Origin of the sequence: Kitasatospora sp. NPDC094019, from assembly GCF_044764505.1 — a bacterium.
Classification (GTDB): domain Bacteria; phylum Actinomycetota; class Actinomycetes; order Streptomycetales; family Streptomycetaceae; genus Kitasatospora.
Genome location: NZ_JBIWIF010000019.1, coordinates 137,687 through 162,828 on the forward strand (window position 1 = coordinate 137,687; position 25,142 = coordinate 162,828).

Here is a 25,142-nt window from a genome sequence, read left to right on the forward strand (position 1 = left end):
ATCATGCCTGGCAAGAACTTCGTGCTCCGCTCCACCAAGGAGGAGACGGCCGCCATCGCGGAAGCGGCGGTGGCCCGGCTCGCGCAGCGCCTCGTGCGGCAGTTGCTGGAGGATTCTCCGGCTCCTGCGGCAAGTGGCACGGCGTCGGCGCTGAGCTTGCTCCATGTCCTGGACCACCTCGAGCGGGCCGCCGAACGTCTCCAGCGCGAGGCCGCTGTCGCCGCCACCCGGGCCGGCGCCGGCTACCCCCAGCTCGGCTCGGCCTGCGGGCTCACCCGGCAGGGCGCCCGGCAGCGCTGGCCGGGCATCTTCGACCATTCCGATGAAGAAGTACCTATGGAGACCTTGATGATGACCAGCCCCGACCGAGCGTTCGATGTCCTGCTGGTCGAGGACGACGCGGCCGACGCCCTCCTGATCGAGGAAGCCCTCACGGAGCGCGGAGCCCGCAATCTCGTCCAGGTCACTGACGGCATCGCGGCTCTCGAGTACCTGCGCGCCCCCGGAGCGGTCCGCCCCGACCTGATCGTGCTCGACCTCAACATGCCCCGGATGAACGGCCGCGACCTGCTGCGGGTGCTGAAGACGGACGAGGACCTGCGCACCATCCCCGTCGTCGTCCTCACCACCTCCGCCGCCCCCGACGACGTCAACGGCGCCTACAGCAGCCACGCCAACGCCTACGTCACCAAGCCTGTCAACCTCCCCGAGTTCGAGCAGGCCGTGCAGAGCATCGACGCCTTCTACCTGGACACCGCCACCCGCCCGCCCCGTGCCTGACACTGGGAGCGGCGCTCGCCGGACGGTCCTTCGCCGGTTCCGACGAGGTCACCCGGGCCACCCCGTCCCGCCACCGCCCGGCTGAATACCCGTGCCGGACCCCGGAACCGGGGCCGGCGCGTCCCACCCACCCGGACCCTACGGCGCGGCCGGGTCCACCTGCTTCGAGGAATCCGGTGCATCGGGCCACCCGGGCCGGTGGCCGGGTGGTCCCGCCGCGCCCATTGACCGTCGGGTGCGACCGTGACGCCGTGACGTCCCGGCCCGCCGCCCCGTGCGTACCTCACGCCGATGGAGCTACCGGAGGTGACGTACGGACATCAGGCGAACCGGTCCGACATCACCCGCCCGAGTTCACTGCTGCCGGCGCTGTTCGGGGATCTGCGTGTGCCGCAGGCGCTCACGGACGAGCGCGGGCACCGAACCCCGATGAACCGCTGCGAACAGCGAACGGCAGGCTCAGAGGAAGTGCCGGATCGGGGCGGTCGCCGCCTCCATCGCGCGCCGGGCCGGGCCGCGGCGGTGCCAGCGGGACGGTGTGAGGGCCCGGCTGCGCGTCAGGTCCCGGTCGAAGTCCCGGTCGAGCCGGGCGGTGAACTCCTCGTCCACCACGGCCAGCACCACCTCCTCGTCGTGGTCGAGCGAGCGGCGGTTGAAGTTCGCCGAACCGATCACGGACATCGTGCCGTCCAACGTGAGGACCTTGGCGTGCATCATGGTCGGCTCGTACTGCCAGACCGTCACCCCGCAGGCCATCATCCGCCCGAAATGGCGCTCGCCCGCCAGTTGGCAGACCCGCTTGTCGGTGTGGCGCCCCGGTACGAGGAGCTCGACGGTGACGCCGCGCCGCGCCGCCTGGCAGAGCAGGTCGACGAAGTAGTCGTCGGGGGCGAAGTACGCGGTCGCCACGCGGAGCCGGTGCTCGGCGGAGGAGATCACCACCCGCATCAGGGTCTGCAGGTCCTGCCATCCGACGGCGGCCGAGCCCCGGACGACCTGGACCACCGCGCCGCCCGGCTGCTCGTGCTCCTCGAACCGGTCGGCCCCGTCGTAGAGCGTTCCGGGGGCGCACTCGGCCCAGTTCTGCGCGAAGGCGGCGGCGATGCCGTCGACCGCGGGGCCGATCACCCGGACGTGGGTGTCGCGCCATTCGCCCGGGTGGCGGGCGTCGCCGCACCACTCCTCGGCGATGCCGACTCCGCCGGTGAACGCGGTCCGGCCGTCCACCACCATCACCTTGCGGTGGCAGCGGTGGTTCTGCTTGAACGGCGAGAGCCGAACCGGGCGCCGGAACCAGGAGATCCGGACGCCGGCCTTCTCCATCAGGTCGATCAGCTCGGGTTCGATCAGCCTGCTGCCGAACCCGTCCAGCAGCAGCCGTACCCGTAGCCCCTCGGATGCCTTGCGGGCCAGCGCGTGGGCGAACCGGCGGGCGATGTCGCCGCGCCAGTAGACGAAGGTCATCAGGTCGACGGTCCGCCGGGCGGCGTTCACGGCCTCCAGCATCGCCGGGAAGATCTCGTCCCCGTTGCGCAACGGCGTCAGCAGATTGCCTTCGGTGGCGGCGATTCCGATCAGGGCTTCCAGCCGACGGCGCAGCGTCGGGCCGCGGTCGGGTCCGGCGGCGGCCTGTTCGACGGGGCCGGGCCCGGAGGCGGCCGTAGCGTGTGCGACGGGACGGGGGCCGGGTGCGGTCTCGGTGGTCATCGGGGTGATCCGTCCGGGGGAGGGGCTGATGGTGGCGGACGCTCCGCTACCCGTTCTCGGCGGGTCCACGCCAGGGGATGAAATCCGGAGATCGGGGGACACGGCGTCCGTGACGAGAACTCGGGCGCGCGCCGTGCGGATCGGCGAACCGGTGCTGGCGGCGGCCACCCAGGGAGCGGTGCTGGTCGCGGTCGGGCTGCTGATCACCCACCCGCCGGCCGGCTGGTGGGATCCCGGTGAGCGGGGCCTGGTGGCCTGGCTGGCCGCGCACCGCAGCGCCGCCTTGACCGGGGCGAGCGACTGGTTGTCCGCGCTCGCCTTCACTCCGGCCATCGTGACGGTGACGGCGGTGGCGGTCGTCGCACTGCTGGTCGGGCGCCGTTGGCGCGCCGCGGTGCTGCTCCCGGGCGCGGTCGCCCTTCAGGCGGCCCTCTTCGTGACCGCCGCCCACCTGGTCGACCGGGCCCGGCCGGACGTGGTCCGGCTCGACGGGGCGCTGCCGACCTCCAGCTTCCCGTCGGGGCACGTCGGTGCGGCGACCGCCCTCTACGGAGGCATCGGTCTGCTGCTGCTGCGCCCGGGGCACGGGTGGCGGCGGGTGGTGTGCGCGCTGCTCTGGGCGGTTCCGGTGCTGGTGGCAGCCAGCCGGCTGTACCGGGGCATGCACCACCCCACCGACGTGGTGGCGGGCGCGTTGAACGGCGCGGCGGCGCTGTGGGTGGTGTCCCGGACGTTGCCCGCCCGGCAACGGCAACGGCACCGCGCCGGTCCGGTGGCCCGGGTGCGCGGATCCGTCGCCCTGGTCTACAACCCGGTGGGCGTGGACGACGCCCTGCTGGAACGGTTGTCCGCGGTCGTCACCGCGCACGGTCACCACCCTCCGCGGCTCCTGCCCGGGTCCTCGGAGGACTCCGGCCGGGCGGCGGCCGAGCGTGCCGTCGCCGGTGGGGCCCGCCTGGTGGCGGCCTGCGGCGGTGACGGCACGGTGACGGCCTGCGCCGACGCACTCGCCGGGACCGACGCGGCCCTCGCGGTCGTCCCGTGCGGCACCGGCAACCTGCTGGCCCGCAACCTCGGCCTGCCGGCCGACCCGGCCGAGGCCCTCGCCGCCGCCCTCGGGGGTCACGCCCGCCGGATCGACCTCATGCGGGCCGAGGGCGACGGCCTGCCCGCCCGGGCCGCCGCGACCATGGCCGGGATGGGCCTGGACGCCGCCGTCATGGCCTCCACCCACAGGGGCCTGAAGCGGCGCCTCGGCTGGCCCGCCTACCTGCTCGGCGCGATCCGGCACCTGGGTGACCGTCAGTTCGCTCTGACCGTGCGTGTCGACGGCGGCCCCCCGGTGCGGCGGCATGTCCGGATGGCGGTGGTCGGCAACGTCGGCAACCTCCAGGGCGGGGTGCGCCTGCTCCCCGGCGCCGTGCCCGACGACGGTCTGCTCGACCTCGTCCTGGTGCAGCCGCAGGGCCTTCGCGGCTGGAGTGCCGCTCTGGTCGGCCTGGCGACCGGCACCCACCGGCCCGGCCCGGCCGCCCCGCTGGAGCACTTCCGCGGCCACCGGATCGAACTCGCCGCCGACCGGGCCCGCCCGCGGGAGTGCGACGGCGATCCGGTCGGGGACGGCCGGCTGCTCGCACTGAGCGTCCGCCCGGAAGCCCTGCTGGTGCGACTGCCCGGCACCGTCCGGGACACGCCGCTCGAAGGGACGGGGACAGTACGCACGGACGAGGAACGGGAGACGGCATGACACGGACCGACCACGGCCTCCGGCACCGGCGGACGGAAGACCTCTGATGGGAACCGCCAGCCGCGTCGGGGCCGGCCACGAGCACCTGTCCGCCGACGAGGCAGTGCTGACGCTCCGTCGCAGCGCCTGGTGGCCCCTGGCCCGTGACGCCTTCCTGCGCTTCCGGTACGCCGACGGGTTCAGCCACGCCCGCGCCCTCGCCTTCCAGATGGTGCTCTCCCTGGTGCCGTTCGCGATCTCCGTGGTCGGACTCGCGTCCTCGGTGCACGGAGGGCCCTTCGGCCAACTGGTCGCGGCCGGCATCGAGCGGATGGCCCCCGTGTCCAGCGGTGATCTGGTCCGTGACGTGCTCGACCGCAGCCGCGACCGCACCGGCGGCACCGTCGCGCTCTGGTTCGGTGCCCTGTTCGCGCTGGCCAACCTGGTGACCGCCATGTCCCAGATCGAACGCGGCGCCAACCGCATCTACGGCATCGAGCGGGACCGCCCCTTCGACCGCAAGTACGGCCGGAGCCTCATGATGGCCGCAGGTGCGGGCCTGCCCCTCGGTACCGGCTTCCTCGTCCTCGTCGCCGGCCCGCAGGTCGCCGCGGCGGCCGACCAGGTCTTCGGCCTGGGCACCGACAGCACCACGGCCTGGACGCTGCTGCGCTGGCCGATCGGCCTGCTGCTCACCCTCGCCTCCACCGCCCTGATCTTCCGGCGGGCCCCGCGCCGCCGCCAACCCGGCTTCAGCTGGCTGGCCTTCGGAGCCGGTGTCCACCTGGTGCTCTGGCTCGCCGCGACCTGGCTGCTCACGCTCTACCTGCGCGTCAGCGGTTCCTTCGACGCCGTCTACGGGCCGCTCAGCGTCGTCTTCTCCTTCCTGGTCTGGGCCTACCTGACCGCGATCGCCCTGTTCCTCGGTCTTGCCTTCGCCGCCCAACTGGAGGCCGATCGCACCGGGCGGCCCGGCCCGGTCCTGCCCGATCCGGAAAGGAGCGAATCGTGATCCGCCGGCCCGGACGCCACCGCACCCCACTGCGCCCGTCGCTGCGTACCGCGGATCTCCGACTCGGGGAGCGCCTTCTCGCCGGCGTCGTCGCGTTCGGCGTCGCGGCGGTGCCGGTCGCGCTGCTGCTCGTGCTGATCGAGGCGAACTGGCCACCGCTGCGATGGCTCGACGCCGGAGCCGCCGGGCACCTGCACGCCTCCGTCCGTGATCGTCCCCGTGTGCTCGCTGCGCTGCGCGTCCTCAGCGACGGCGTGTGGGACCCGCTGACGATGAGGTTGCTGATCGCGGCGACCGTCGGCTGGCTGCTGTGGCGCAGGGCCTGGCGGCTCGCGGTGTGGGCGGCCGCCACCGTCACCGCGTCCGGGCTCACCGGCCTGGCCGTGAAGGTCACCGTTGCCCGGGCCCGCCCCGCTCTGCCCGATCCCGTGGCGCACGCCCCCGGCTTCTCCTTCCCGTCCGGGCACGCGATGACTGCCGCCACCTGCTGCGCGGTGCTGCTTCTGGTGTTCGCCCCGGTGCTGGGCCCGCGGTGGCTGCCGACGGCACGGACGGCGGCGGTGATCAGCGTCCTGGGGGTCGGGTGCACCCGGATCGCGCTCGGTGTGCACTGGGTCAGCGACGTCCTCGCCGGGTGGCTGCTCGGGCTGGCACTTGTCGCGGCGACGGCGTGGGCGTTCGAGGGGTGGCGCCGGGACACCGGTCGGTCCGTGCCACCGCCGCTCACGGAGGGACTGGAGCCCGAACTCGCCCGGCACGGGCCGGCCGGGCCCGAGGCGATCGGCGGCCGGTGAGGTCTGCTACGGCGTGGTGACGGGCCGGCCGCCGAGGGCGATGTCCTCGGCGGCCTCCTTCGCGTACGAGTGAAGAGCGGGGCCCGTCCGGTCGATCATGGGCGAAGCCGAATGACGAGGGCGGTCGCCGTGACGGTTCCGAGGCGGACGCAGCCGCGTCCGCCGCCCCCACGCGAGCCTTTGCGCAGGTGTCGCTTCTCCCGGCGGGATCGGTGATCCCGTCGGGAGCGCGACCGGGCCTCGGCGAGCCACCTCGACCGGAACGTCGTCCGCCGGGCCCCGACCGCATGGTCGGGGCCCGGCGGACGACAGGGGGCGGGCGTCAGGCGGCACCGCTGTAGTAGTCGCCGACCGTGAGGTGGTAGTCGAGGTCGCCGGCGTGCCGGTCCTGGTGGTACTCCGGCGCGTTCTCGATCTCGGCCTTCGTCCGGTTCACCCACACCGCCCGCTCCTCGGCGTCCACCCGCCGGACCGTTCCGGCGGGCAGGAGGATCTCTCGGCCGAAGATCCACGGGCCGGTGTCGACCACGATGTGCGCGAAGTCGACGTCCTGGCTGTGCCGATCGACCTTCCCGACGTACCCGTCCTCCGCCTCGACCCGGTATCCCGTCAGGTCCAGTGTCGCGCCGTACCCCTCGGCGTTGCTGTAGTCCCACAGTCCGCTGGTCACGGAAGCCTCCTGCGCCGTCGACAGTCTGCGTGGTGCGACGGTCGGCTTCCCCGATCGGACCGGAGCATGCGAACCCCGTGCCGTCCGGGGACCGCTTCCGGCACCGCCGTCGGCCCGCCGCCGGGTCGGTTCAGGGCTCGCGGCCGCTGCCGCGGTCCGACCGGTCCCGGCCGTGCGAGCGGCGCCGCCGCCGCAGGTAGTGGACCAGCACCGCGACGGCGACGACCGCGCCGATCGCGATCGCGGTGAGCCGGCCGACCGTGCCCTCCACCCTGGTGTAGGCGGCTCCGGCGAAGTAGCCGAGCAGGGTGAAGCCGATGCCCCAGGCGACCCCACCGAGGGCGTTGTAGAGCAGGAACCGGCGGTACGGCATCCGCGACATCCCGGCCAGCGAAGGGACCAGCGGCCGGAAGAAGGCGATGAACCGTCCGACGAGGACTGCGGCCGGCCCCCGCCGCCGGACCAGGTCCTGCGCGGTGTCGATCCGCTCGGCGTGGCGCCGCAACGGTCGGGTGCGCAGGATCGCCGGACCGAGGTGGCGGCCGATCTCGTAGCCGGCGGAGTCACCGAGGACGGCCGCGCACACCACGACCACGACCATCCAGCCGAGGGAGACCCTGCCCTGGTGGGCGAGGAAGCCACCGAGCACCGCGGCGGTCTCGCCAGGGATGAAGAAACTGAAGAACAAGGCGTCCTCGGCGAGGACCATGCCACCGACGATCGCGTACACGACAGGACCGGACAAGCCGCGCAGCCAGTCGGTGATCGAGTGCACGGGCCCACACCCCATCGGCGATCGTGTCTCTTTCCACCCCAATGTAGCGTTTCCTCCCCAATGCCTCCCCGCGCCTCGCCCCGCGGCGCGGGCCACTGGGGTGCCGCCCCCGAGCCGTACGGCGGAACCGTCCACGCCGACCTTCGCCTTCGCCCCGCTGTGGCCGGCGGGCCGATCCAGGATGGGTGGAGAGACGGCTTCTGGACCTGTGGTCGGAGTACTGGCGATCCGTGCGACAGGATTGAGGGGCCCGGTGCAATCGGCAGGAATGAGGTCCCATCCGCATGGACAGGAGAGACGCCGCCGACTGCCCCGATCCCGGCGGTGCCCGGCCGATGTACGTGCCACCCGCCGCGGCCGGGGTGAGGTGGCGGGCGAAGGGGAGTCCTCCTGGTGTCGTCAATCGATACGGTGTCATCGGCGCCTTGTTGGCGGGGGTGTCGACGCGGACCGGATACAGGTGTTCCACGACCCGGAGGACGGCGGCGTCTACTGGGTCGTCGCCCTTGACGGTGGGCGCACAGCCGTACTGACCGATGACACCGAGGACCATGTGGTCCACATGGAGGGGTTGTGGCCGTTCAAGGCCGTGCTCCTCGACCCGGACCGTGTCCGGACGGAGATCGACTACTCGATCGACGAGCTCACGGCTCGCGTCGTCACGTGGTGTACCGAGGCCGCGGGGTCTCCGGCGGGCACGGGAGGGCCGTCGGCCCACGGTGCTGTCCGCAGTGGCGTCGCCGAGGTGACGCACGAGGTGCCGTGTGATGAGGCGGTGAACAGCGACTACGTCGTCCTGGACTGCCGGCGGCCGTTCGAGGAGCGGCTCGGGGAGATCGTCCGGCTGTGGGTCGGTGGGGGGCGTGGGCGTGACCACCTCCTGACCGGCAAGGCGTTCTTCGCGGTGTACTCCTGGCACCTCGGACACCGAGCCCACCGCGACAACGCGTGGGCCGCGTTCGTGGCCGCCGCCTACGACTCCATCGGGGGCGACGACGGCTGGGAGACCATGCTGCGGGAGCGGGCCGTGTGCGGGGGCTGTGGTGACCGCTACCGGTTGGGGAACATCGGACTGTGCACCGGATGCATGCGCTACACCTGCTGTGGCTGCGGCACTCACGGGTCCTGCGCCGGCGAGACGCTCTGAGCCGAATCCGTGGGCGCTGGCGATGTCCGGAGGCGACAGACCGCCGGCGGCCGCGGTCCCGCGGGAACCGGGCTACCCGGTGGCTGCTGTCGGGCTGCCGTTCCCCGCGTGCTGGCCGAGTCCGGCTGGTAGCAGCAACTCGCGTCCGGGGCGTGGGAGATCGGTAGGTCGGGTCCCGGCGGCCGTGTCTGCAGTGCGAACCGCGGCTCACAGACATGTGGAGGGGACTGGGCGGGCGGCAGTAACTGACGATCGCCTGAACGGCGCAGGAGGGTGGACTGGGCCGATCTTGTGAGGCGCGGCGCCCCGTCGTTCGGTTCGGCTCCGCGAACCGGTGCGCGGACCGAGCTCGGTCTGGCGGGTATGGAGCGCGGGGGAGTGGTGGCGATGGCTGGCCGTGTTGCCGAGCCGCGGTCTTCTCCCGGAGACCTGTTGAGCCTGTCAGGGGCCGGGACCGAGGCCGGCGTGTTTCGTCCGAGGCCCGCTTCCTCCGTCGTCGCGACGTCACCTGCCGCGACGGGCGGGCCGGCCGCGCCCTGCCCTTGTGGCGCGGTCCGGTTCCCGCGGTCAGCGGCTGGAGTCCCGGCGAGCCCGAGGCGAGCCGAACCGTCCGTGCCGTCCTCCGCGAAGGCGGCCGGGCTCTGTCGGTGCGTTCAGCCCTGTGGTGCTGCGCGGGCGGGCGTGGCGGGGGCTGTCGATGGCGCGGTCGCTGCGGAAGACGGCCGCCTGAGGGCGGCTACGGCGGTGTGGCAGGCGGCGGGGGGCGGTGGCGGTCAGGATCATCGCGAGGGCGGGCGGGACGAGTAACAGGACCAGGGCCATGGCTATCAGCGCCTTCCAGGTGGAAGTGGACGTCTGCCGCGTGCCCGGCCGTGTCTGGTCCATGCCCGCGAATGCTGCTGCGCCGCCTGGTGCCCTGGCGGTTGGAGGTCGCCGCACCGGGCGGGTCCCTCCTGGGCGTGATAGCCGGACCGGCTACCCGGCAAGGAACAGCCGGACGGACCCAGGAATCCCTCTTCACCGTTCGGATGGGAGCCGGGGCTTCGGAGTCCGGGCCCGGGTGGCGCGGCCGACGCGGACCGGGCTGAGGCGCGTGTCGTTGCCGTACGCCCGCTCGACGTTGTCCGGCGGGGACCGGGCGACGTGGCCACCCGCGTCCGCCCCGTCGCCCGCCACGGCAGCTGCCCGGGCCGGCCGGCTGCCCGGAGGCGTCGGCGCCCGGCCCGATACGGTGTGCCTGCGGACATGCTGACGATCACCGGGAGTCCGACGGGGAAGCCGACCGGCGGCGGCGCGACACGTCGTGCTCCCGCTGTGCCCGCCGCCACGACCTGTTCGCCGGCAACGCCCGCAACGTCCGCCAGCACCCCTGACCGCTCTCACCTGGAGCCGAGATGTCCGAAACCCCCGCGATCACCATCCGCGACCTTGCGGCTGCCGACGAGAAGGACTGGCGCCGGCTGTGGGCCGGATACCTCGGCTTCTACGAGTCCACCGTGCCCGCGGGGGTCGCCGACTCCACGTGGCGACGGCTCCTCGATCCGGACCAGCCGCTGCTGGGCCGCGTCGCCGAGCACGACGGCACGGTGATCGGCATCACCAACAGCGTGCTGCACCACAGCACCTGGCTCACCGGCCGGGTCTGTTACCTGGAGGACCTCTTCGTGGATCCCGCCCATCGCGGGCTGGGCACGGGCCGTCTGCTCCTGGAGGACCTCTTCGACCTCGCCGCCGCCCGTGGTTGGGCACGCGTCCACTGGCTCACCGCCCATGACAACCCGGCCCGCCGCCTCTACGACACCTTCGTGCCGGCCGACCGCTTCGTCCACTACGAGCGGGACCTGCCCACAGGACCCGCCCCGGCCGACCGGCCCTGACCCGGGCCGGGTCCGCCGACGCCGTCGCGTTCCCCGGCGGGCCCGGTGCCGCGCCCTCGGGCGGCGCGCGGAAGGCCGCCGTGGCCCGGGCGGCGTGCCCGGACGCCGTACCGATACGTACGCAACCCGGTCGGCACATGCACATGGGCAGGAACCGTCTCCGCGGCCTCTGCGCCGGTCCCCGGGAGGAGAAGGCCGAGCGCCCGCGCCGCATTCGTCGCGCCCGGTCCATGCCCGCCGGCCGTTCCCGGTCGGGGCAGGTGCCTCGGTCGGCGGCGGAGCCCGGACGTCGGACCGGAGCCCGGGAGCGATCGGCGGACGTCCACCGCTTCGGGAGGCGTCCGACGCGGGCGGGTGAATCGGATCGCGCACGGCTCCGGGCGGCTCGCACAAGGGGCGGGCGATCCGGGAACGCGCGGGGGTGAGGTGGCGCTACTGGTGCCGGAGCGTGCGGTGGGGCATCCCTGCGGGCACCCCACCGCGGGCGGGTGGCGCGGGCCCGCGGTCGCCGCGGGCGCGTGCCCTGGCCGGTCAGGCCGCGAGCAGTTCGGTGACCAGGCGGACGGCTTCCGGTACCTCGACGTGGTCGTCCGGGGTGGCCCCGAAGTGGGCGCCGGTCGGTGTCAGCACCGCGGTCGCGCCGAGGCCGTCGACGAGCAGGCGGACGTGTTCGGTCGGGTCGGGCTGGTTGACCGGGTCGTCCATGGCCTGCAGGACCCGGAAGCGGCGGGCGGAGCGGCGGATCCGCTCCCAGTCGAAGCCGCCGTCGAAGAACTCCGCGAGTTCGTCGTAGCCGACCTCGTGCGCCGACGCCGCCACCAGCAGGACGCCCGCGAACGCGCCCTGGGTCTCGGGGTCGTGCTGTTCCAGGAAGCGCAGCACGTTGACCGCGCCGATGCTGTGGCCGACGAGCACGGTGGACCCGGCGGGGCCGGCGGCCAGGGCGGCTTCGCCGAAGGTCCTGCGCCAGGGCTCCAGTCGCGGGGCGGCGCTGTCCGGCAGGCGGGGCACGCTCACCCGGTGTCCGGCCGCCGCGAGCTGTTCGGTCAGGTACGGGAACCAGACGCTGTCGTCGCTCGCGCCGTAGCCGTGCGACACCACGATCTCGCTCATGATCGATCCACTCCCCTAAATCAAAACGATCCGTCGCGTTTCGATTTAACGTAGCACACTGCTAGCGTGTTCGCGTGCCTACCGGACAACCCCCAGCCCGCCGCACCGGCGGCCGGATCCGCAACGAGGACGCCCACGACGCCGTCCTCACCGCCGCGATCGAGCTCGTCGAGGAACTCGGCTACCAGCCCGTCACCGTCGAACGCATCGCCGCCCGCGCCCGCGTCGCCAAGAGCACCATCTACCGCTGGTGGAAGTCGAAGGCGCCCCTGGTCATGGACGCCTACCGCGCGACCGTCGAGCAGCGGGTGCCCGAACCGGACACCGGCTCGCTCGACGGCGACCTGACCGCCTTCGCCACCGCCCTGTACGGCGTCACCGCACACCCGCTCCGCGTGCGGGCCCTGCGCGGCCTGATGGCCGAGGCCCAGCTCGACCCCGCCTTCGCCGAGCCGTTCCGCGCGTGGGTGGAGAGCCGGCGCGCCGTCGTACTCACTCTGCTCGACCGCGGCGTGCAGCGCGGCGAACTCCCGCCCACCGCCGATCTGGACGCCGCCACCGACCAGCTCTTCGGTCTCTTCTGGTACCGCCTCCTGGTCGGCCATCAGCCCCTCGAACCCGCCCGGGCCGCCGAGCACATCAGCCAACTGCTCCACGGCCTGCGCGCACAACACCGACAGCAGGCCGGCTGACGGACACCCCCTCGCAGAGGTGGTCCCGGCCGGTTCGAGGGGCCGGTGCCCGTCACGGTGGCCGGGCAGGCGTGCGGCCTGTTGGAGGAGGACGGGGACGCGGTCGCGCAGTCGGCGGGTCCGGCGGTCGCCGCGGGACACGGTCGGCGTCGCCGCAGCGGCCCACTTGCCGGCCACCGGCCCGGGCTCCGCCTGCTTCCGAGCGCCGACAGCAGATCCCCGCTGGTCCCGGTCGAGCTCGGCCGGCCCGTTGCGCCTGGACCGTGTGAGGTGGTTGGTGGGTTCGGGCCCGGTGGGTTGTGTGCCGGGCGTACGCTGCGCTCGGGACGGCGTTCGGGTGCTCGCCCGGTTGTCCGTTCCGGGGCCCGGGGGTTGATGGCGTGGTGGCCGTGCGGGTGGGGGTGCCTGGCGGCGCCGGGTTTGCCGCGGCAGATGAAGGTGTCCTGTGCTTCGACGGGCCCGACGTGGGTGTCGCAGGTCCCGGACCGACCACTGTCGGCGGCCGCTGCCGCATCGATTCGAGGGGGAGGCGGCCATGACCCCGCCGTTCTGGCCGTGGGGCGGCGGGCGCCGGAAACGGAACGGGCAGGCCGACGTCTCCGGAACCGGTAGCCCGCCGGAGGCCAGCGGCAGCGCCTCCCCGGCGGAGGGGGACAGCGTGCCGGTCTCCAGTACGGGCGGCAGCGCGCCGGTCCTCGTTCCGGACGGCCCCGGTGCCGGGATGTCGTCCTCGGTGCGGGTGGAGGTGTCGGGGGAGGGAGCGGTCGGCGCGGGGCGTGATATCACCCGTTCCGCGATCGGGGCGGGCAGCCGGGTCGAGCACACCGAGGTGGACAACCGCATCGACAACAGCACCGTCAACGGCGACGTGGTCCAGGTTGGCCGCGACCTCACCATCAACAACACCCACCATCATCCCGCGCCCGCTCCGGCACCTGGGCCGGTGTGGCGGCCGGTGCGGGTGGGTACGGTGCCGCCGCTGGCCTCCGCGTTACAGCCCCGCGAGGTACTACGTCAGGAGATCGACCGGGCGCGGGAGCGCAGCGCGACCGTGGTGCTCACTCAGGTGCTGTCCGGTGGCGGGGGTGTCGGCAAGTCGCAGCTCGCCGCCGTGTGCGCCCACCGCGCCCATGCCGACGGGGTGGATGTGCTGGTGTGGGTGGACGCCACCGAGACCTCGCAGATCATCTCGACCTATGCGCGGGCCGCGGCGCAGGCCGGTGTGTCCGGTGCGGACGGGCAGGACGCGGAGCGCGACGCGGCGGCGTTCCTGGACTGGCTGGCCGTCACCGACCGCAGCTGGCTGGTGGTGCTGGACGACCTCACCGACCTCGAGGCCGCCGGCCCGTGGTGGCCCCGTTCGCCGGCCGGTTCGAACGGGCGGGCGCTGGTCACCACCCGCCGCCGCGACGCCCTCGTCACCGGCAACGGCCGCACCCGCATCGACATCGGCACCTACACCCCCACCGAGGCAGCCGCCTACCTGACCGAGCGGCTCACCGAAGTCGGCGCCGGGCATCTGCTTGACGACCGAGCCAGTGATCTGGCCGAGGTGCTGGGCGGGCTGCCGCTGGCCCTTTCCCACGCCGCCGCCTACATGATCAATGAAGACGCCGACTGCACCACCTACCTCCACCTGTTCACCGACCGTGCCACCCGCCTGACCACCCTTCTGCCACCGGGCGCCGACACCGACGGCTACGGCCGCCGGGTCACCACCTCACTCCTCCTGGCCCTGGATGCCGTCGAACGCCGCGAACCGGTCGGCCTCGCGGTCCCCGCGATCCGGCTCGCCGCTCTCCTCGACCCCGCCGGCCACCCCGAGCAGCTCTGGACCACTGACGCCGTCACCCGCTACCTCGCCACCAACCGCACCTCACTCTCCACTGGCGCCCCCCGCCGACGACGATCATGGCGACTGCGGCGCTCTGCGCCGGTCACCGCGGACCAGGCCCGCGCCGTCTTGCGCCTGCTCCACCACTACGCCCTGATCACCCACCACACCCACGACACCAACCGAGCCGTCCGCCTCCACGCCCTCACCTCCCGCGCCGTCCGCGAAACCACCTCACCCAGCCAGCTCCCCGCCACCGTCCACGCCGCCGCGGACGCCCTCCTCGAGACCTGGCCCGAGTCCGAGCACACCGCGCGCGAACTCACGACCGTCCTGCGCACCAACACCGACACCCTCGCTACCCACGCCGGCGACCTCTTCTGGAACCCCAACGGCCACCCGGTCCTGTTCACCGCAGGCCACAGCCTGAACAGCACTGGACTGATCCACATTGCCGTCACCTACTGGCAGAGTCTCGCAGCCGATGCTGAGCGGTTGCTCGGTGACGATCACCTCGACACCCTGATCTCCCGTGCCAACCTCGCACTCTCCATCCAGCGGGCTGGGCGCACGGGTGAGGCGATCGACCTGCTGGAGTGGGTGCTGGCCGACCGTGAGCGGTTGCTCGGTGACGATCACCCCGACACCTTGACCGCCCGCGGTAACCTCGCCTCCTTCTACGGGCAGGCGGGCCGTGTCGGTGAGGCGATCGACCTGCAGGAACGGGTGCTGGTCGGTGCCGAGCGGTTGCTCGGTGACGATCACCCCGACACCCTGATCTCCCGTGCCAACCTTGCCCTCTCCTATTGGCGGGCTGGCCGGGCGGGTGAGGCGATCGACCTGCTGGAGTGGGTGCTGGCCGACCGTGAGCGGTTGCTCGGTGACGATCACCCCGACACCCTGACTGCCCGTGCCAACCTCGCCTCCTTCTATGGGCAGGCGGGGCGCACGGGTGAGGCGATCGTGCTCGAGGAGCAGGTGCTGGCGGACCGTGAACGGTTGCTCGACAGCGATCATCTTGACACCTTGACCGCCCGTGCCAACCTCGCCCTCTCCTACTGGCGGGCTGGGCACACGGTAGAGGCGATCGGGCTCGGGGAGTGGGTGCTGGCCGACCGTGAGCGGTTGCTCGGTGACGATCACCCCGGCACACTGATCGTCCGCGGTAACCTCGCCTCCTTCTATGCGCAGGCGGGGCGCACGGGTGAGGCGATCGTGCTCGAGGAGCGGGTGCTGGTCGATGCCGAGCGGCTCCTCGGTGAGAATCATCTCGACACCTTGACCGCCCGTGCCAACCTGGCCTCTTCCTACTGGCGGGCGGGGCGCACGGGTGAGGCGATCGTGCTCGGGGAGCGGGTGCTGGTCGATGCCGAGCGGCTCCTCGGTGAGGACCATCCCGGCACTCTGATCGTCCGCGGTAACCTCGCCTCCTTCCACTGGCGGGCGGGGCGCACGGTTGAGGCGATCGACCTGTTGGAGTGGGTGCTGGCCGACCGTGAGCGGTTGCTCGGTAACGATCACCCCGACACCAGGGCAACTGCTGACCTGCTCAGGAACTGGCGCAGCTCCTGACACCGTAAGACCCCTCGCCGACCCGCCCATGGGTCGTACAGCCCGGGCCTCGGGTTCGTTTCGTCCCGGCGGGTCCCGCTCCTCGGCCCGCGGCGGGTGATCGGCAGGCCCAGGCGCGGGAGCTGTGGATTGACCTGGGTCTGGATCCGGTCGGCGAAGGGGCGCAGGACGGTGTCGTGGTTCGCGGGTGCGGTCGGCAGGTCGGCAGGTCGGCAGGTCGGCAGGTCGTCGGGGTGGCGGTTGATCTGGTCGGCGAGGACGAGGGCGCCGGTCGGAGCGGCGGAGGTTCCCATGCCGCTGCAGGGGGAGGCGCAGTGGGCTTCACCGGCCAGGACGACGGCCCTTGGACCAGGTGTGGGTGCGGACCTGGGGGTGGCGGCCGTCCCGGTCGGGGACGGCCGGGTGAGTACGGCAGCGCCGGGCATCCTTCCGGCAGAACCACCGATGGACGAACCCACGGACGCCTGGACTACCGGGTGCGCGAAGAGCGACGGGCTCCGGCCGGGACGTCCCGGCCCTCCGCCGTGTCGTCGAACGAATGACGACAGGCGGCCGGCGTGTCCGATGAACCCGGGCTTTCCGGAGCCTGACGGCGGCGCCTACGTATGGCGAAGGCGCGTACGGCACGACCGGTCGTGCCGTACGCGCCGGTCCTGTGGGGCTCAGCCGTTGGAGCCCGCGGGCTCTCAGCTGCCGGAGAGCTGGGCCGCGAAGATCGCGTGGTTGAAGTATGCCTTGGCCTCCTGGATCAGGCCCTCGCTGTTCAGCTGGTAGACGTTGATCCCGGACCAGTTGACCGGCTTGCCGTCCTTGGAGACGGCCGCGCCGTGCCAGGAGACGGCGGCGAACTCGCCGACGGTGTGGGCTTCCAGGGGGGTCAGCCCGAGGAACGGGTCGAAGTTGGGGATGACGGACCTGATGAAGGTCCGGATCGCCTCGCGGCCCTTGATGGGCTCGGTGCCCACCGGGTCGTGGAAGAGCGCGTCCTCGGCGAAGGCGTCCGCCCAGCGGTCGGCGTCCGCCGACTGGGATGCCTCGAAGAACTGCAGGACGGCCTTGGGCATGGCGGGGAGAGTCATGGACTCGCCTTTCTGTTTCGGTATTTCGTGATGGCTGCCGAACGGGCGTCGGGCCCGTCGGACAGGTCTGGTGGTCAGGAGCGGCGGACGTCCGCGGTGCGCGGATGCAGCAGGTCGACCTTCTGCAACTCGTCGGCCTTGAGGCGGTAGTAGAGCCGGGTGCCCTCCCGCCGCCGGGTCAGCAGGCCCGCGTAGAGGAGCATCTTCAGGTGGTGGCTGATCGTCGGCCCCGACTGCTGGAAGCAGTTCCGCAGTTCCCCGACGTAGCCCTCGTGGGCCTCCCGGTCGAGCAGGATGGCCACGATGCGCAATCGGATCGGGTCGCCGAGCGCCTTGAACAAGGTGGCCAGCTCGTCGTGTGTGTCCGCGTCGTTCATGGCGTTCGCCCGGGTCCCGACGGGACGACCGGCGGTGCACGGGAGGGGATCGGCGGGGTGGGGCATCTTCGCTCTCCTCGCGGGGCGGGTGTGCGGGGTGCGGGTCAGGCGGCCACCGGGTGGCGGCGGTCGTGCTGGCGCATCAGCGGGACCACCAGCAGGCCGATCACCGCGAGGACCGCCTGGACCGCGCAGACGCCGCCCCAGCCGTAGGAGTCGAAGCAGGCGCTGGCCACCGCCGCCGAGACCGCTCCGCTGAGGAAGACCGCGACCATGTAGACGGTGTTGGCGCGGCTGCGGGCATCGGGGACGTAGGCGAAGATCCGGGCCTGGTTGGCGATCTGGCTCCACTGCACCCCGACGTTGGCGAGCACGATGCCCACGATCAGGGCGGCGAGCAGCGAGCCGCCCAGTGCGTAGGCGCCGGCCGAGAGCAGGGTGAGTACCAGCGAACCGATGATGATCGGCTGGGCGCCCTTGCGGTCGATGCGGCGTCCGGCCCAGGGCGCGCACAGCGCGCCGGCCAGGCCCAGCAGGCCGAACAGTCCGGCCGCCGCACTGCTGTAGCCGTAGTGGTTGTTCGTCAGCACCAGCACCAGGGTGGTCCAGGTGGCGCTGTAGGCGCCGAACAGCGCTCCGTGCAGGGCGCAGGCGTGCCGTACGGCCGGTTGGTCGCGCACCAGACGGGGCAGCGAGGCCAGCAGGCTGCGGTAGCTCATCGCCGGCCGTGCGCCCTCATCGGGCAGCAGGTAGACCGTGAGGGCACCGGTGAGCGCGGTCAGCACGGCGGCCAGTACGTACACGGCGCGCCAGCCCGCCAGCTGTCCGACCGCGCCACCGATCACCCGGGAACCGACGATGCCGGTCATCAGGCCGATCTGGACGTTGGCCACCACCGCGGCGCGCTTCTCCGGCGGAGCGAGCTCGGCGGCCATCGGCACCAGGACCTGGGGGATCACGGTGGCGGCGCCGATCGCGGCGGTGGCGGCGGCCAGCACTCCGAGGCCGGGGGCGGCGGCGGCCAGCAGCAGGAGGGCGGTGGTGACGGACAGCATGGTGGCGAGCAGCGGCCGGCGTCGGCGGACGTCGCCCATCGGGACCAGGAAGAGGATGCCGCCCGCGTAGCCGAACTGGGCGCAGGTGACGACGATTCCGGCCGAGGAGTGCGAGATCCCCAGGCTGTCGCTGAACAGTTTCAGCAGTGGTTGGGCCAGGTAGACGTTGGCGACGGTGGCTCCGCTGCACACCGCCATCACCAGGAACAGCAGGGGGCGGACGGCGGTTTTGCCGGGCGGTCCGTCGACGTCGCGGGGAAGAACCGGAGTGTCTGTCATGACAGATCCTTGGTCACGGGTCACGCGGATTGGGTGAGCGAGCGGATGGTGCGCGGGCGCCGGGGGAGGAACGGCTCCCTGTCACGGCGGAACACTGAGTCGGGCCGTGGTGCCGGCGGAAGGAGAAGCCGACTGTCACGGCGGTGTCACGAGGAGTTCTACACCAACCAGATGGTTTAATTCAACCGGTTGGTCTCGCCTGATCGGCCGCCTAAACTGATCAGTCTCCCTGCCTCCCCCTTCCAAGACCCGAGGTGCCTGGCCGATGACCTCACGCTCCGAGCAGACCCGGAACCGGATCTACCAAGCGGCGTTGGACGAGTTCGCGAAGTACGGCGTCGCCGGCGCGCGCGTGGACCGGATCGCCCAGGAGGCGAAGGCCAACAAGCAGGCGATCTATCTCTACTTCGGCGACAAGGAGAAGCTCTTCGCCACGGTGCTCAGGCGTTCGCTGGGCGAGCTGGCGGCCGCCGTGCCGCCGCCGACCGCCGAGGGCGAGGTGGACGTCGCCAACTACCTGGACCGGCTGTTCACGTACCATCAGAAGCACCCGGAGGTGACCCGGCTGTTGCTGTGGGAGGCGCTGGAGTACGGCGACCGGGCCGTTCCGGACGAGGAGTCGCGCCGGGCGCACTACCAGCAGAAGGCCGCTGACCTGAACACGGTCCGGTCCGCCGCCTCCGAGCGGATCACCGCGATCGACGCGCCGACCCTGCTGCTGATGTTCACCGGACTGGTGGGCTGGCCGCTCGGACTCCCGCAGGTCCGACGCATGATCGTCGGCGAGGACGAGGGCGCCCTGGAGCGCGTGAAGGCCGCGGCCATCGCCGCGGCCGTGGCCATCGCCGACCAGAAGTGACCCGGCCCGGGCCCGTCGGCCGGTCGGTGTCGCCCGGGCTCGGCGGCCGAACTCCCGTTACTTCCACGTCCATCGAAAAGCTTGTCCGGGGGCGGGACCGCTCCTAGGTTGGGGTCGCAGCCGCGGCGGCGCGTGGGTTTCGCCGGCCGGCTGCCTCCAGAGCCGCTCCCCGGGATCTCCGGGTCGAGATTCCGCCTGTCCGGACGACCCCCGCGGGGCCCCGTTCCCGGTCCGGCCGTGCGGGACCCGGCCCGGCCGGGGAGCGGCGCCCGTGTGGTGACGGGTCCATGACCGAGAGACAGGTGGACATCCCATGAGCAGGGCAGATCAGACCCTCATCGGCCGTCGCGAGGCCCTCGGCTTCGGCGCGCTGCTGGGCGCCGGCGCGCTGACCGGCACCCTGGCCGCGCCGACCGAGGCCGTCGCGGCGCCCGCCGGCGGCGCGGGCGTCGCGGAGGCGAAGCACCACCGAGCGCCGCACCACTACTGCGGGTTCCCCGCCATGCCGGCCTCGGTGCTGCGGTTCTTCGACGCCTCCCGGCGGGCCGATGCCGATGCCTGGGCGGCCGCCTTCGCCGAGGGAGGGGTCCTCAGTGACCCGGTGGGCCGGCCGCCGATCACCGGCCGCGCCGCGATCCGGGCCCGCATGGCCTCGATCCTGGCGAATTTCCGCCCGTTCCTGGGCATCACCCCGCTGGAGGCGCACGCCGCCGCCGACTTCGTCGCGGTCTCCTGGCGGGGTGCCGCGGTGACGCTGTCCGACCGTCCGGTCAACTGGTCCGGAATCAACGTCTTCCGGCTGGATTCGCAAGGTCTGATCAAGGAGTGCTCGGCCTACTTCGAATACGCCGTCTTTCGGGCACAGTTGGACCCGAAATAGGAGAAAGCCCCCGGTTCCCCCACCGGTCGTCCGTCACGGGAGCTCTCGTGGACTGTCCGCGCCGCCCTTTCGGGCCGGCGCCGCGGTCTGCGGGAGCTCCTTTTTGGGTTCCGGGCCATTTCGACCGTTTCCGGTCTGCTTCGGCTGCTTTCGACCCGTTTCCACGGCATATTCCGGTATACGAACGGTAGGTCGGCGGTAGGGCGGAAGAACGTTCCACTGTTTCGATGGGTACCACCCCCGAGGGAGCTGTTGGGCCTTTGGTGGCAGGTTGTCGCGACATCCCAGCCCTGGACGGCGCTCAGTCCGGCGCCTCATCGACAGCTACCGGAGGAGCCCTCCCCATGCGAATTCTGGTGACCGGCGGTGCCGGATTCATCGGCAGCAACTACGTCCGCCGACTGCTCACCGGCGACCTGGACACTTATGTGACCGGTATCACCGTTCTGGACAAACTCACCTATGCCGGGAATCTGGAGAATCTCGCTCCGGTCTCCACCGACAGCCGGCTGCGTTTCGTCCACGGCGACATCGCCGACGAGACGCTGGTTCCCAAGCTGGTTTCCGAGGCGGACGCGGTGGTGAATTTCGCCGCCGAATCCCACGTGGACCGCTCGATCGGAAACTCCACCGAATTCGTGCACACCAACATAGTCGGTGCGCACAACCTGCTGCGGGCCGCCCTGCAGGAGGGCCTGGCGCGTTTTGTGCACGTGTCCACCGACGAGGTGTACGGCTCGATCGCCGAGGGATCCTGGACCGAGGAGTGGCCCCTGGAGCCGAACTCCCCGTACGCGGCCGCCAAGGCGAGCGCCGACCTGCTGGTGCGCTCCTACGCCCGCACTCACGGCCTGAACGTCAGCATCACCCGCTGCAGCAACAACTACGGTCCGCACCAGTACCCCGAGAAGGTCATCCCGCTGTTCGTCACCGCACTGATGAAGGGCGGCACCGTCCCGCTGTACGGCGACGGCCTGAACGTCCGCGACTGGCTGCACGTGGACGACCACTGCCGGGGCATCCAGCTGGTGCTGGAGCAGGGATCCCCCGGTGAGGTCTACAACATCGGCGGCGGCCGGGAGTTGACCAACCGCGAGCTCACCGAGGTCCTGCTGCGCGCGATGGACCGGGACTGGAGCTCGGTGCGCCCGGTCGCCGACCGCAAGGGCCACGACCGCCGCTACTCGCTCGACGACAGCAAGCTGCGCCGCCTCGGCTACCGGCCGCGGGTCACCTTCGAGGACGGCATCGCCCGAACCATCGCCTGGTACCGGGAGAACACCGCCTGGTGGCAGCCGCTGCTGGCGAACACCGGCTGATCCCGGCCGGGTTCCGCAAGACACGCCCCTCCGCAGCAGGAAGGAAGAGCACATGCGTGGCATCATCCTCGCCGGCGGGTCCGGCACCCGACTGCGTCCGCTGACCAACGTCCACTCCAAGCAACTTCTGCCCGTCTACGACAAGCCGATGATCTACTACCCGCTCTCGGTGCTGATGCACGCCGGGATACGGGAGATCCTGGTCATCTCCACCCCGCACCACCTCAGGGTCTACCGCGAACTGCTCGGCGACGGCAGGGACCTGGGCATCGATCTGCACTACGCCGTCCAGGAACACCCCGGCGGGCTCGCCCAGGCGCTGCTGATCGGCCGCGAGTTCGTCGGCACCGAGGATCTCTGCCTGGTGCTGGGCGACAACATCTTCTACGGCAACGAGCTGCCGTCCATGCTGCGCCGCGAGGTCGAACGACTCGACGGCTGCACACTGTTCGGCTACCCGGTCAGCGACCCCGAGCGCTACGGCGTGGCCGAGACCGACGAGCACGGCGCGATCGTCGGCCTGGAGGAGAAGCCGGCCAGGCCCAGATCCAACCTGGCCGTCACGGGTCTGTACATGTACCGCAACGAGGCCCTGGACCGGGCCGCCCGGCTCACCCCGTCGGCCCGCGGCGAGCTGGAGATCACCGACCTCAACCTGACCTACGTACGGGAGAACCGGGCCCGGCTGGTCAACCTCGGGCGAGGCGCGGCCTGGTTCGACACCGGCACCCACGACAGCCTCCTGGAGGCATCGACCTTCGTCCAGATCCTGGAGAAGCGCCAGGGCATCAGGATCTCCTGCGTGGAGGAGGTCGCCTACCGGATGGGCTTCATCGACCGGGAGCAGCTCGCACTGGTCGGCAAGAAGCTCTCCCCGTCCTCCGGTTACGGCCAGTACGTCCTGGAACTGGCCGGCGTATGACCTCGCCGAGCGACACCGTGCCGCACGACACCGCACTGGTGGAGCCCGGGGCCCGTACCCACGCCTCGACCGTGGGGCCGGGCTGCTGGGTGCGCCACGGCGCGAGCCTGCACGACAGCATCCTGGCCGCCGGAGTCTTCGTCGGCTTCCTCGGCGAGATCGCCGCCGCCGACCTCGGGCCGGGCGCCATGGTCGCCTCCCTCGCCCGGGTCGGGGCGGTGGGCGGCGCCCGGGTCACCGTCGGGCCCGGCGCCTGGATCGCCGCCCGCGCCGTGGTCGCCCCCGGCGTCCGGCTGGGCCGGGGCGCCGTGGTGGCGGCCGGCGCCCATGTCACCGGGGACGTCGCCGACGACACCGTCGTGGTGGGCCGCCCGGCGCGGATCCTGCGCCGCCGGACGCCGGTGGAGGACGGCCTGCCGGACCCCGCGCCGATCGTCGCCCTGGTCCGCCGCCGCGGCCCCCGCCGGGTCACCCTTCCGCCGACCTGGCGGGTGGGCCCGGGCGGGCTGCTGGACGCCGAGTTCAGCGGAGGCGACGGCGTGCGGATCGGGCCCGGCCTGATCGCGCTCGGACGCCCCGACGGGCCGTCGCCGTTGGGCGGCATCGTGCTCGGCCCCGGCGTGCGGATCGGCGCCCAGGCCGTCCTGGAGGGCGGCGGCGGAATCGTGGTCGGCGCCCGCAGCGTGCTGGGAGCCGACGTCCAGATCCTGTCCAGCGGCCACGACCTGGACCGCCGCTCGCTGCGCTGGCAGGCCGGCCCGGTCTCGATCGGCGCGGACGTGCGGATCGGCACGGGCGTGACCGTCATCGGCCCCCGCACTATCGGCGACCGGGCCCGGGTGGCCGACGGCGCGATCGTGGTGGACGACGTGCCGGCCGGCCGTACCACCTCCGGCGTTCTCGCCCCTTCCGACATCAGGAGTCCGCGATGAAGATCCTCCTAGCTCCCGCCGCCACCGGCTCGGGACACAACATGCGCGTCCTGTCGCTGGCCCGGGAGATCCGCGCCCAGCAGCCCGACGCCGAACTGACCGTGCTGCTCGGCTCCCTGCAGTCCACCTTCACCCCGTTGTTCGCCGAGGCCGGGGTGACGGTGGTGGACCTGGAGGCCGGCCGGCCGGTGGACTACGCGACCAAGAGCAACCTGGGCCACCGGATGGACTGGGACGGCTACATCGGCGGCTACCTCGCCCCGGCCTTCGTCAACGGCGAGCGCATCCTGCGGTACCTGGCCGTGATCCAGGACCACCGGCCGGACCTGGTGGTCAGCGACTACAACATGTCCGCCAGCATGGCCGCCGAAATCCTGGGCGCGCCGCACGCCCTGATCACCGAGCGGTACGACTTCACGCTGTACCAGCTCGACGACCGGACCCTGATCGACGGCGGCTTCGACATCGAGCCGGAAGACCTTCGGCGTGGCCGGCAGGCCCTGCACGCCTGCTTCGAGTGGATCGTCTCGGGCGCCGAGGTGGTGCTCACCGACAAGCCGCTGGTCGCCGAGCTGGACGAGGGCACCGCGCTGGCCCGGGCGCTGGGCCCGGGCGGCAACGCGGTCTTCACCGGTCCCATGGTGCGCCGGGTACCGCCGCCCGGGAACGGCGCCAAGGTCCGGGCCGACCTCGGCATCCCCCAGGGGCCGCTGATGGTCGGCTCGGTGGGCGGCACCACGATGTTCCTGGAGAACAAGCAGAAAGTCATCGACTGCTACCTGGCGGCCTACGAACTGCTCCGCGAGCAGTACCCCGACCTGCAGTTCGTGCTGCTGGGCCGGGAACCGGTGCCGGCCCCGGAGTCGGTGATCCAGCTGCCCTACCTGCCGGAATGGATGCCGCTGCTGCGCGAGTCCAACGTGCTGCTGTCCGCCCCGGGGTGGATCACCGTCACGGAGGTGGCCACGATGCGAATCCCGACCGTGTTCGTGCTCGGCAGCCTCAGTGAGTACCACGAGGTGGAGGCGGCGCGCCGGCTCGACCGGCTCGGCTTCCCCACCTGTGTCGAGCCCACCGCGGAGCAACTGGCCCGGACCGTCGCCCCGCTGCTGGCGGTACGGCCCGACCACGACGCGCCCACGCCGGCCCAGCTCGCGGTCGCTCCCGACGGCCCGGGCACCGCGCTGGCCGCCCGGCACCTGCTGGCGGCCGCCGGCCGCGCCCGGTGATGGCCGCGCCCACCACCGTCCAGCTGCCCGTCGCCACCCGGATGCTGCTGGCCAGCGACGGCTCCACCACGGTGCTGCTGGAGTCGCTCCTGGGCCGCCGGCTGGCGGTGCGGGTCTCCCTCCAGCACCGGGTCGGCGCCCGCCAGGCGCCGCCGCGGGCGGTCGCGGCGCTCGGGCTGGGCCCCGAGCGCACCGCGGTCGAGCGCCACTCGGCGCTGGTCACCGACCAGGGCGAGGTGGTCAGCCGCAACGTCGTGGTCTTCACCGCTTCCCCACGCGGCTGGTCCGTCACCGCCGAGGACGCCGTGCCGCTCGGCAACCGGCTGCGTGACGCCCGGATCCTGCAGCACCGTCAGCTGCTCGGACGCGGAACCGACCGCTGGAGCCCGGACGACGAGCCGTGTGCCTACAAGGAGTACCTGATCCGCAGTGAGGACGGCGCACACCTGTACGTCCACGAACGCTTCAGCCCGCGGTACGTGCCGCTTCCCGACGCCGCCTGAGACCCACCG

General features: G+C 72.3%; 22 protein-coding genes. 15 read left to right on the forward strand and 7 right to left on the reverse strand.

Annotated elements, in window-relative coordinates:
• Nucleotides 1-3 precede the first annotated feature (3 nt).
• Nucleotides 4-780: a response regulator gene (locus ACIQ9P_RS32320; protein ID WP_402364216.1), complete on the forward strand. Its 777-nt coding sequence runs from the start codon at nt 4-6 to the stop codon at nt 778-780.
• Nucleotides 781-1,239: 459 nt separating this feature from the next.
• On the opposite strand, the gene ACIQ9P_RS32325 is transcribed toward ACIQ9P_RS32320, so the two are convergent.
• On the reverse strand, nt 1,240-2,487 hold the full coding sequence (locus ACIQ9P_RS32325; RefSeq protein WP_402364219.1) for a phosphatidylserine/phosphatidylglycerophosphate/cardiolipin synthase family protein: 1,248 nt from the start codon (nt 2,485-2,487) through the stop codon (nt 1,240-1,242).
• Nucleotides 2,488-2,596: 109 nt separating this feature from the next.
• Here ACIQ9P_RS32325 and ACIQ9P_RS32330 point away from each other — a divergent pair, with 109 nt between their 5' ends.
• Genes ACIQ9P_RS32330 through ACIQ9P_RS32340 form a run of 3 tightly spaced genes read left to right on the forward strand, consistent with a single transcriptional unit; the run spans nt 2,597 to nt 6,019 of the window.
• Nucleotides 2,597-4,234 (forward strand): diacylglycerol kinase family protein, encoded by a 1,638-nt coding sequence (locus tag ACIQ9P_RS32330; protein WP_402364222.1) that lies wholly within the window; start codon nt 2,597-2,599, stop codon nt 4,232-4,234.
• A 46-nt stretch (nt 4,235-4,280) separates the two neighbouring features.
• Nucleotides 4,281-5,225 (forward strand): YihY/virulence factor BrkB family protein, encoded by a 945-nt coding sequence (locus tag ACIQ9P_RS32335; RefSeq protein WP_402364225.1) that lies wholly within the window; start codon nt 4,281-4,283, stop codon nt 5,223-5,225.
• Entirely contained in the window at nt 5,225-6,019 is a 795-nt protein-coding gene (locus tag ACIQ9P_RS32340) for a phosphatase PAP2 family protein (protein WP_402364321.1), read from the forward strand. Before ACIQ9P_RS32335 ends, ACIQ9P_RS32340 begins: the two co-directional genes overlap by 1 nt.
• 322 nt (nt 6,020-6,341) lie before the next feature.
• On the opposite strand, the gene ACIQ9P_RS32345 is transcribed toward ACIQ9P_RS32340, so the two are convergent.
• A complete protein-coding gene (locus ACIQ9P_RS32345; RefSeq protein ID WP_402364228.1) occupies nt 6,342-6,689 on the reverse strand; it encodes a PRC-barrel domain-containing protein in 348 nt (115 codons plus the stop codon).
• 130 nt (nt 6,690-6,819) lie between these two features.
• Nucleotides 6,820-7,464, reverse strand: a complete 645-nt coding sequence (locus tag ACIQ9P_RS32350) for a DedA family protein (protein WP_402364231.1) — start codon at nt 7,462-7,464, stop codon at nt 6,820-6,822.
• Nucleotides 7,465-7,924: 460 nt separating this feature from the next.
• On the opposite strand from ACIQ9P_RS32350, the gene ACIQ9P_RS32355 reads away from it, so the two are divergent.
• Together ACIQ9P_RS32355 and ACIQ9P_RS32360 are read left to right on the forward strand one after the other, a co-directional pair.
• Nucleotides 7,925-8,611 carry a hypothetical protein gene (locus ACIQ9P_RS32355; RefSeq protein WP_402364234.1) on the forward strand — a complete coding sequence of 229 codons (687 nt, stop codon included), beginning with the start codon at nt 7,925-7,927 and terminating at the stop codon, nt 8,609-8,611.
• Between the two features lie 1,394 nt (nt 8,612-10,005).
• Nucleotides 10,006-10,488: a GNAT family N-acetyltransferase gene (locus ACIQ9P_RS32360; protein ID WP_402364237.1), complete on the forward strand. Its 483-nt coding sequence runs from the start codon at nt 10,006-10,008 to the stop codon at nt 10,486-10,488.
• A 531-nt stretch (nt 10,489-11,019) separates the two neighbouring features.
• On the opposite strand, the gene ACIQ9P_RS32365 is transcribed toward ACIQ9P_RS32360, so the two are convergent.
• Nucleotides 11,020-11,601 carry an RBBP9/YdeN family alpha/beta hydrolase gene (locus tag ACIQ9P_RS32365; protein ID WP_402364240.1) on the reverse strand — a complete coding sequence of 194 codons (582 nt, stop codon included), beginning with the start codon at nt 11,599-11,601 and terminating at the stop codon, nt 11,020-11,022.
• 74 nt (nt 11,602-11,675) lie between these two features.
• Between ACIQ9P_RS32365 and ACIQ9P_RS32370 the strand changes: the two genes are divergently transcribed.
• Together ACIQ9P_RS32370 and ACIQ9P_RS32375 are read left to right on the forward strand one after the other, a co-directional pair.
• Nucleotides 11,676-12,293: a TetR/AcrR family transcriptional regulator gene (locus tag ACIQ9P_RS32370; protein ID WP_402364243.1), complete on the forward strand. Its 618-nt coding sequence runs from the start codon at nt 11,676-11,678 to the stop codon at nt 12,291-12,293.
• Nucleotides 12,294-12,828: 535 nt separating this feature from the next.
• The gene (locus ACIQ9P_RS32375) at nt 12,829-15,699 is read left to right on the forward strand and encodes a tetratricopeptide repeat protein (protein ID WP_402364246.1); all 2,871 of its coding nucleotides are present in this window, start codon (nt 12,829-12,831) and stop codon (nt 15,697-15,699) included.
• Between the two features lie 686 nt (nt 15,700-16,385).
• On the opposite strand, the gene ACIQ9P_RS32380 is transcribed toward ACIQ9P_RS32375, so the two are convergent.
• The 3 genes from ACIQ9P_RS32380 to ACIQ9P_RS32390 form a co-directional block, all read right to left on the reverse strand.
• On the reverse strand, nt 16,386-16,778 hold the full coding sequence (locus tag ACIQ9P_RS32380; RefSeq protein ID WP_402364249.1) for a nuclear transport factor 2 family protein: 393 nt from the start codon (nt 16,776-16,778) through the stop codon (nt 16,386-16,388).
• A gap of 74 nt (nt 16,779-16,852) precedes the next feature.
• Nucleotides 16,853-17,155: an ArsR/SmtB family transcription factor gene (locus ACIQ9P_RS32385; protein WP_402364252.1), complete on the reverse strand. Its 303-nt coding sequence runs from the start codon at nt 17,153-17,155 to the stop codon at nt 16,853-16,855.
• A gap of 104 nt (nt 17,156-17,259) precedes the next feature.
• Complete coding sequence (locus tag ACIQ9P_RS32390) at nt 17,260-18,489, reverse strand: MFS transporter (protein WP_402364255.1); 1,230 nt, start codon at nt 18,487-18,489, stop codon at nt 17,260-17,262.
• Nucleotides 18,490-18,754: 265 nt separating this feature from the next.
• On the opposite strand from ACIQ9P_RS32390, the gene ACIQ9P_RS32395 reads away from it, so the two are divergent.
• The 7 genes from ACIQ9P_RS32395 (at nt 18,755) to ACIQ9P_RS32425 (ending at nt 25,133) form a co-directional block, all read left to right on the forward strand.
• Entirely contained in the window at nt 18,755-19,348 is a 594-nt protein-coding gene (locus tag ACIQ9P_RS32395; protein WP_402364258.1) for a TetR/AcrR family transcriptional regulator, read from the forward strand.
• Nucleotides 19,349-19,661: 313 nt separating this feature from the next.
• Nucleotides 19,662-20,228: a nuclear transport factor 2 family protein gene (locus ACIQ9P_RS32400; RefSeq protein ID WP_402364261.1), complete on the forward strand. Its 567-nt coding sequence runs from the start codon at nt 19,662-19,664 to the stop codon at nt 20,226-20,228.
• Nucleotides 20,229-20,572: 344 nt separating this feature from the next.
• Nucleotides 20,573-21,547: a dTDP-glucose 4,6-dehydratase gene (gene rfbB, locus ACIQ9P_RS32405; protein WP_402364264.1), complete on the forward strand. Its 975-nt coding sequence runs from the start codon at nt 20,573-20,575 to the stop codon at nt 21,545-21,547.
• Nucleotides 21,548-21,599: 52 nt separating this feature from the next.
• Nucleotides 21,600-22,469: a glucose-1-phosphate thymidylyltransferase RfbA gene (gene rfbA / locus ACIQ9P_RS32410; protein WP_402364267.1), complete on the forward strand. Its 870-nt coding sequence runs from the start codon at nt 21,600-21,602 to the stop codon at nt 22,467-22,469.
• Complete coding sequence (locus ACIQ9P_RS32415; RefSeq protein WP_402364270.1) at nt 22,466-23,401, forward strand: acyltransferase; 936 nt, start codon at nt 22,466-22,468, stop codon at nt 23,399-23,401. Before rfbA ends, ACIQ9P_RS32415 begins: the two co-directional genes overlap by 4 nt.
• Entirely contained in the window at nt 23,398-24,630 is a 1,233-nt protein-coding gene (locus tag ACIQ9P_RS32420; RefSeq protein WP_402364273.1) for a hypothetical protein, read from the forward strand. Before ACIQ9P_RS32415 ends, ACIQ9P_RS32420 begins: the two co-directional genes overlap by 4 nt.
• Nucleotides 24,630-25,133, forward strand: a complete 504-nt coding sequence (locus tag ACIQ9P_RS32425) for a hypothetical protein (RefSeq protein WP_402364276.1) — start codon at nt 24,630-24,632, stop codon at nt 25,131-25,133. Before ACIQ9P_RS32420 ends, ACIQ9P_RS32425 begins: the two co-directional genes overlap by 1 nt.
• Nucleotides 25,134-25,142: the final 9 nt, after the last annotated feature.

Excerpts from the sequence above, each read along its gene's own strand:
- ACIQ9P_RS32320 (WP_402364216.1), top strand. The coding sequence starts at position 4 with ATGCCTGGCAAGAACTTCGTGCTCCGCTCCACCAAGGAGGAGACGGCC.
- ACIQ9P_RS32325 (WP_402364219.1), bottom strand. The coding sequence starts at position 2,487 with ATGACCACCGAGACCGCACCCGGCCCCCGTCCCGTCGCACACGCTACG.
- ACIQ9P_RS32335 (WP_402364225.1), top strand. The coding sequence starts at position 4,281 with ATGGGAACCGCCAGCCGCGTCGGGGCCGGCCACGAGCACCTGTCCGCC.
- ACIQ9P_RS32360 (WP_402364237.1), top strand. The coding sequence starts at position 10,006 with ATGTCCGAAACCCCCGCGATCACCATCCGCGACCTTGCGGCTGCCGAC.
- ACIQ9P_RS32365 (WP_402364240.1), bottom strand. The coding sequence starts at position 11,601 with ATGAGCGAGATCGTGGTGTCGCACGGCTACGGCGCGAGCGACGACAGC.
- ACIQ9P_RS32375 (WP_402364246.1), top strand. The coding sequence starts at position 12,829 with ATGACCCCGCCGTTCTGGCCGTGGGGCGGCGGGCGCCGGAAACGGAAC.
- ACIQ9P_RS32380 (WP_402364249.1), bottom strand. The coding sequence starts at position 16,778 with ATGACTCTCCCCGCCATGCCCAAGGCCGTCCTGCAGTTCTTCGAGGCA.
- ACIQ9P_RS32385 (WP_402364252.1), bottom strand. The coding sequence starts at position 17,155 with ATGAACGACGCGGACACACACGACGAGCTGGCCACCTTGTTCAAGGCG.
- ACIQ9P_RS32390 (WP_402364255.1), bottom strand. The coding sequence starts at position 18,489 with ATGACAGACACTCCGGTTCTTCCCCGCGACGTCGACGGACCGCCCGGC.
- ACIQ9P_RS32395 (WP_402364258.1), top strand. The coding sequence starts at position 18,755 with ATGACCTCACGCTCCGAGCAGACCCGGAACCGGATCTACCAAGCGGCG.
- ACIQ9P_RS32400 (WP_402364261.1), top strand. The coding sequence starts at position 19,662 with ATGAGCAGGGCAGATCAGACCCTCATCGGCCGTCGCGAGGCCCTCGGC.
- rfbB (WP_402364264.1), top strand. The coding sequence starts at position 20,573 with ATGCGAATTCTGGTGACCGGCGGTGCCGGATTCATCGGCAGCAACTAC.
- rfbA (WP_402364267.1), top strand. The coding sequence starts at position 21,600 with ATGCGTGGCATCATCCTCGCCGGCGGGTCCGGCACCCGACTGCGTCCG.
- ACIQ9P_RS32415 (WP_402364270.1), top strand. The coding sequence starts at position 22,466 with ATGACCTCGCCGAGCGACACCGTGCCGCACGACACCGCACTGGTGGAG.
- ACIQ9P_RS32420 (WP_402364273.1), top strand. The coding sequence starts at position 23,398 with ATGAAGATCCTCCTAGCTCCCGCCGCCACCGGCTCGGGACACAACATG.
- ACIQ9P_RS32425 (WP_402364276.1), top strand. The coding sequence starts at position 24,630 with ATGGCCGCGCCCACCACCGTCCAGCTGCCCGTCGCCACCCGGATGCTG.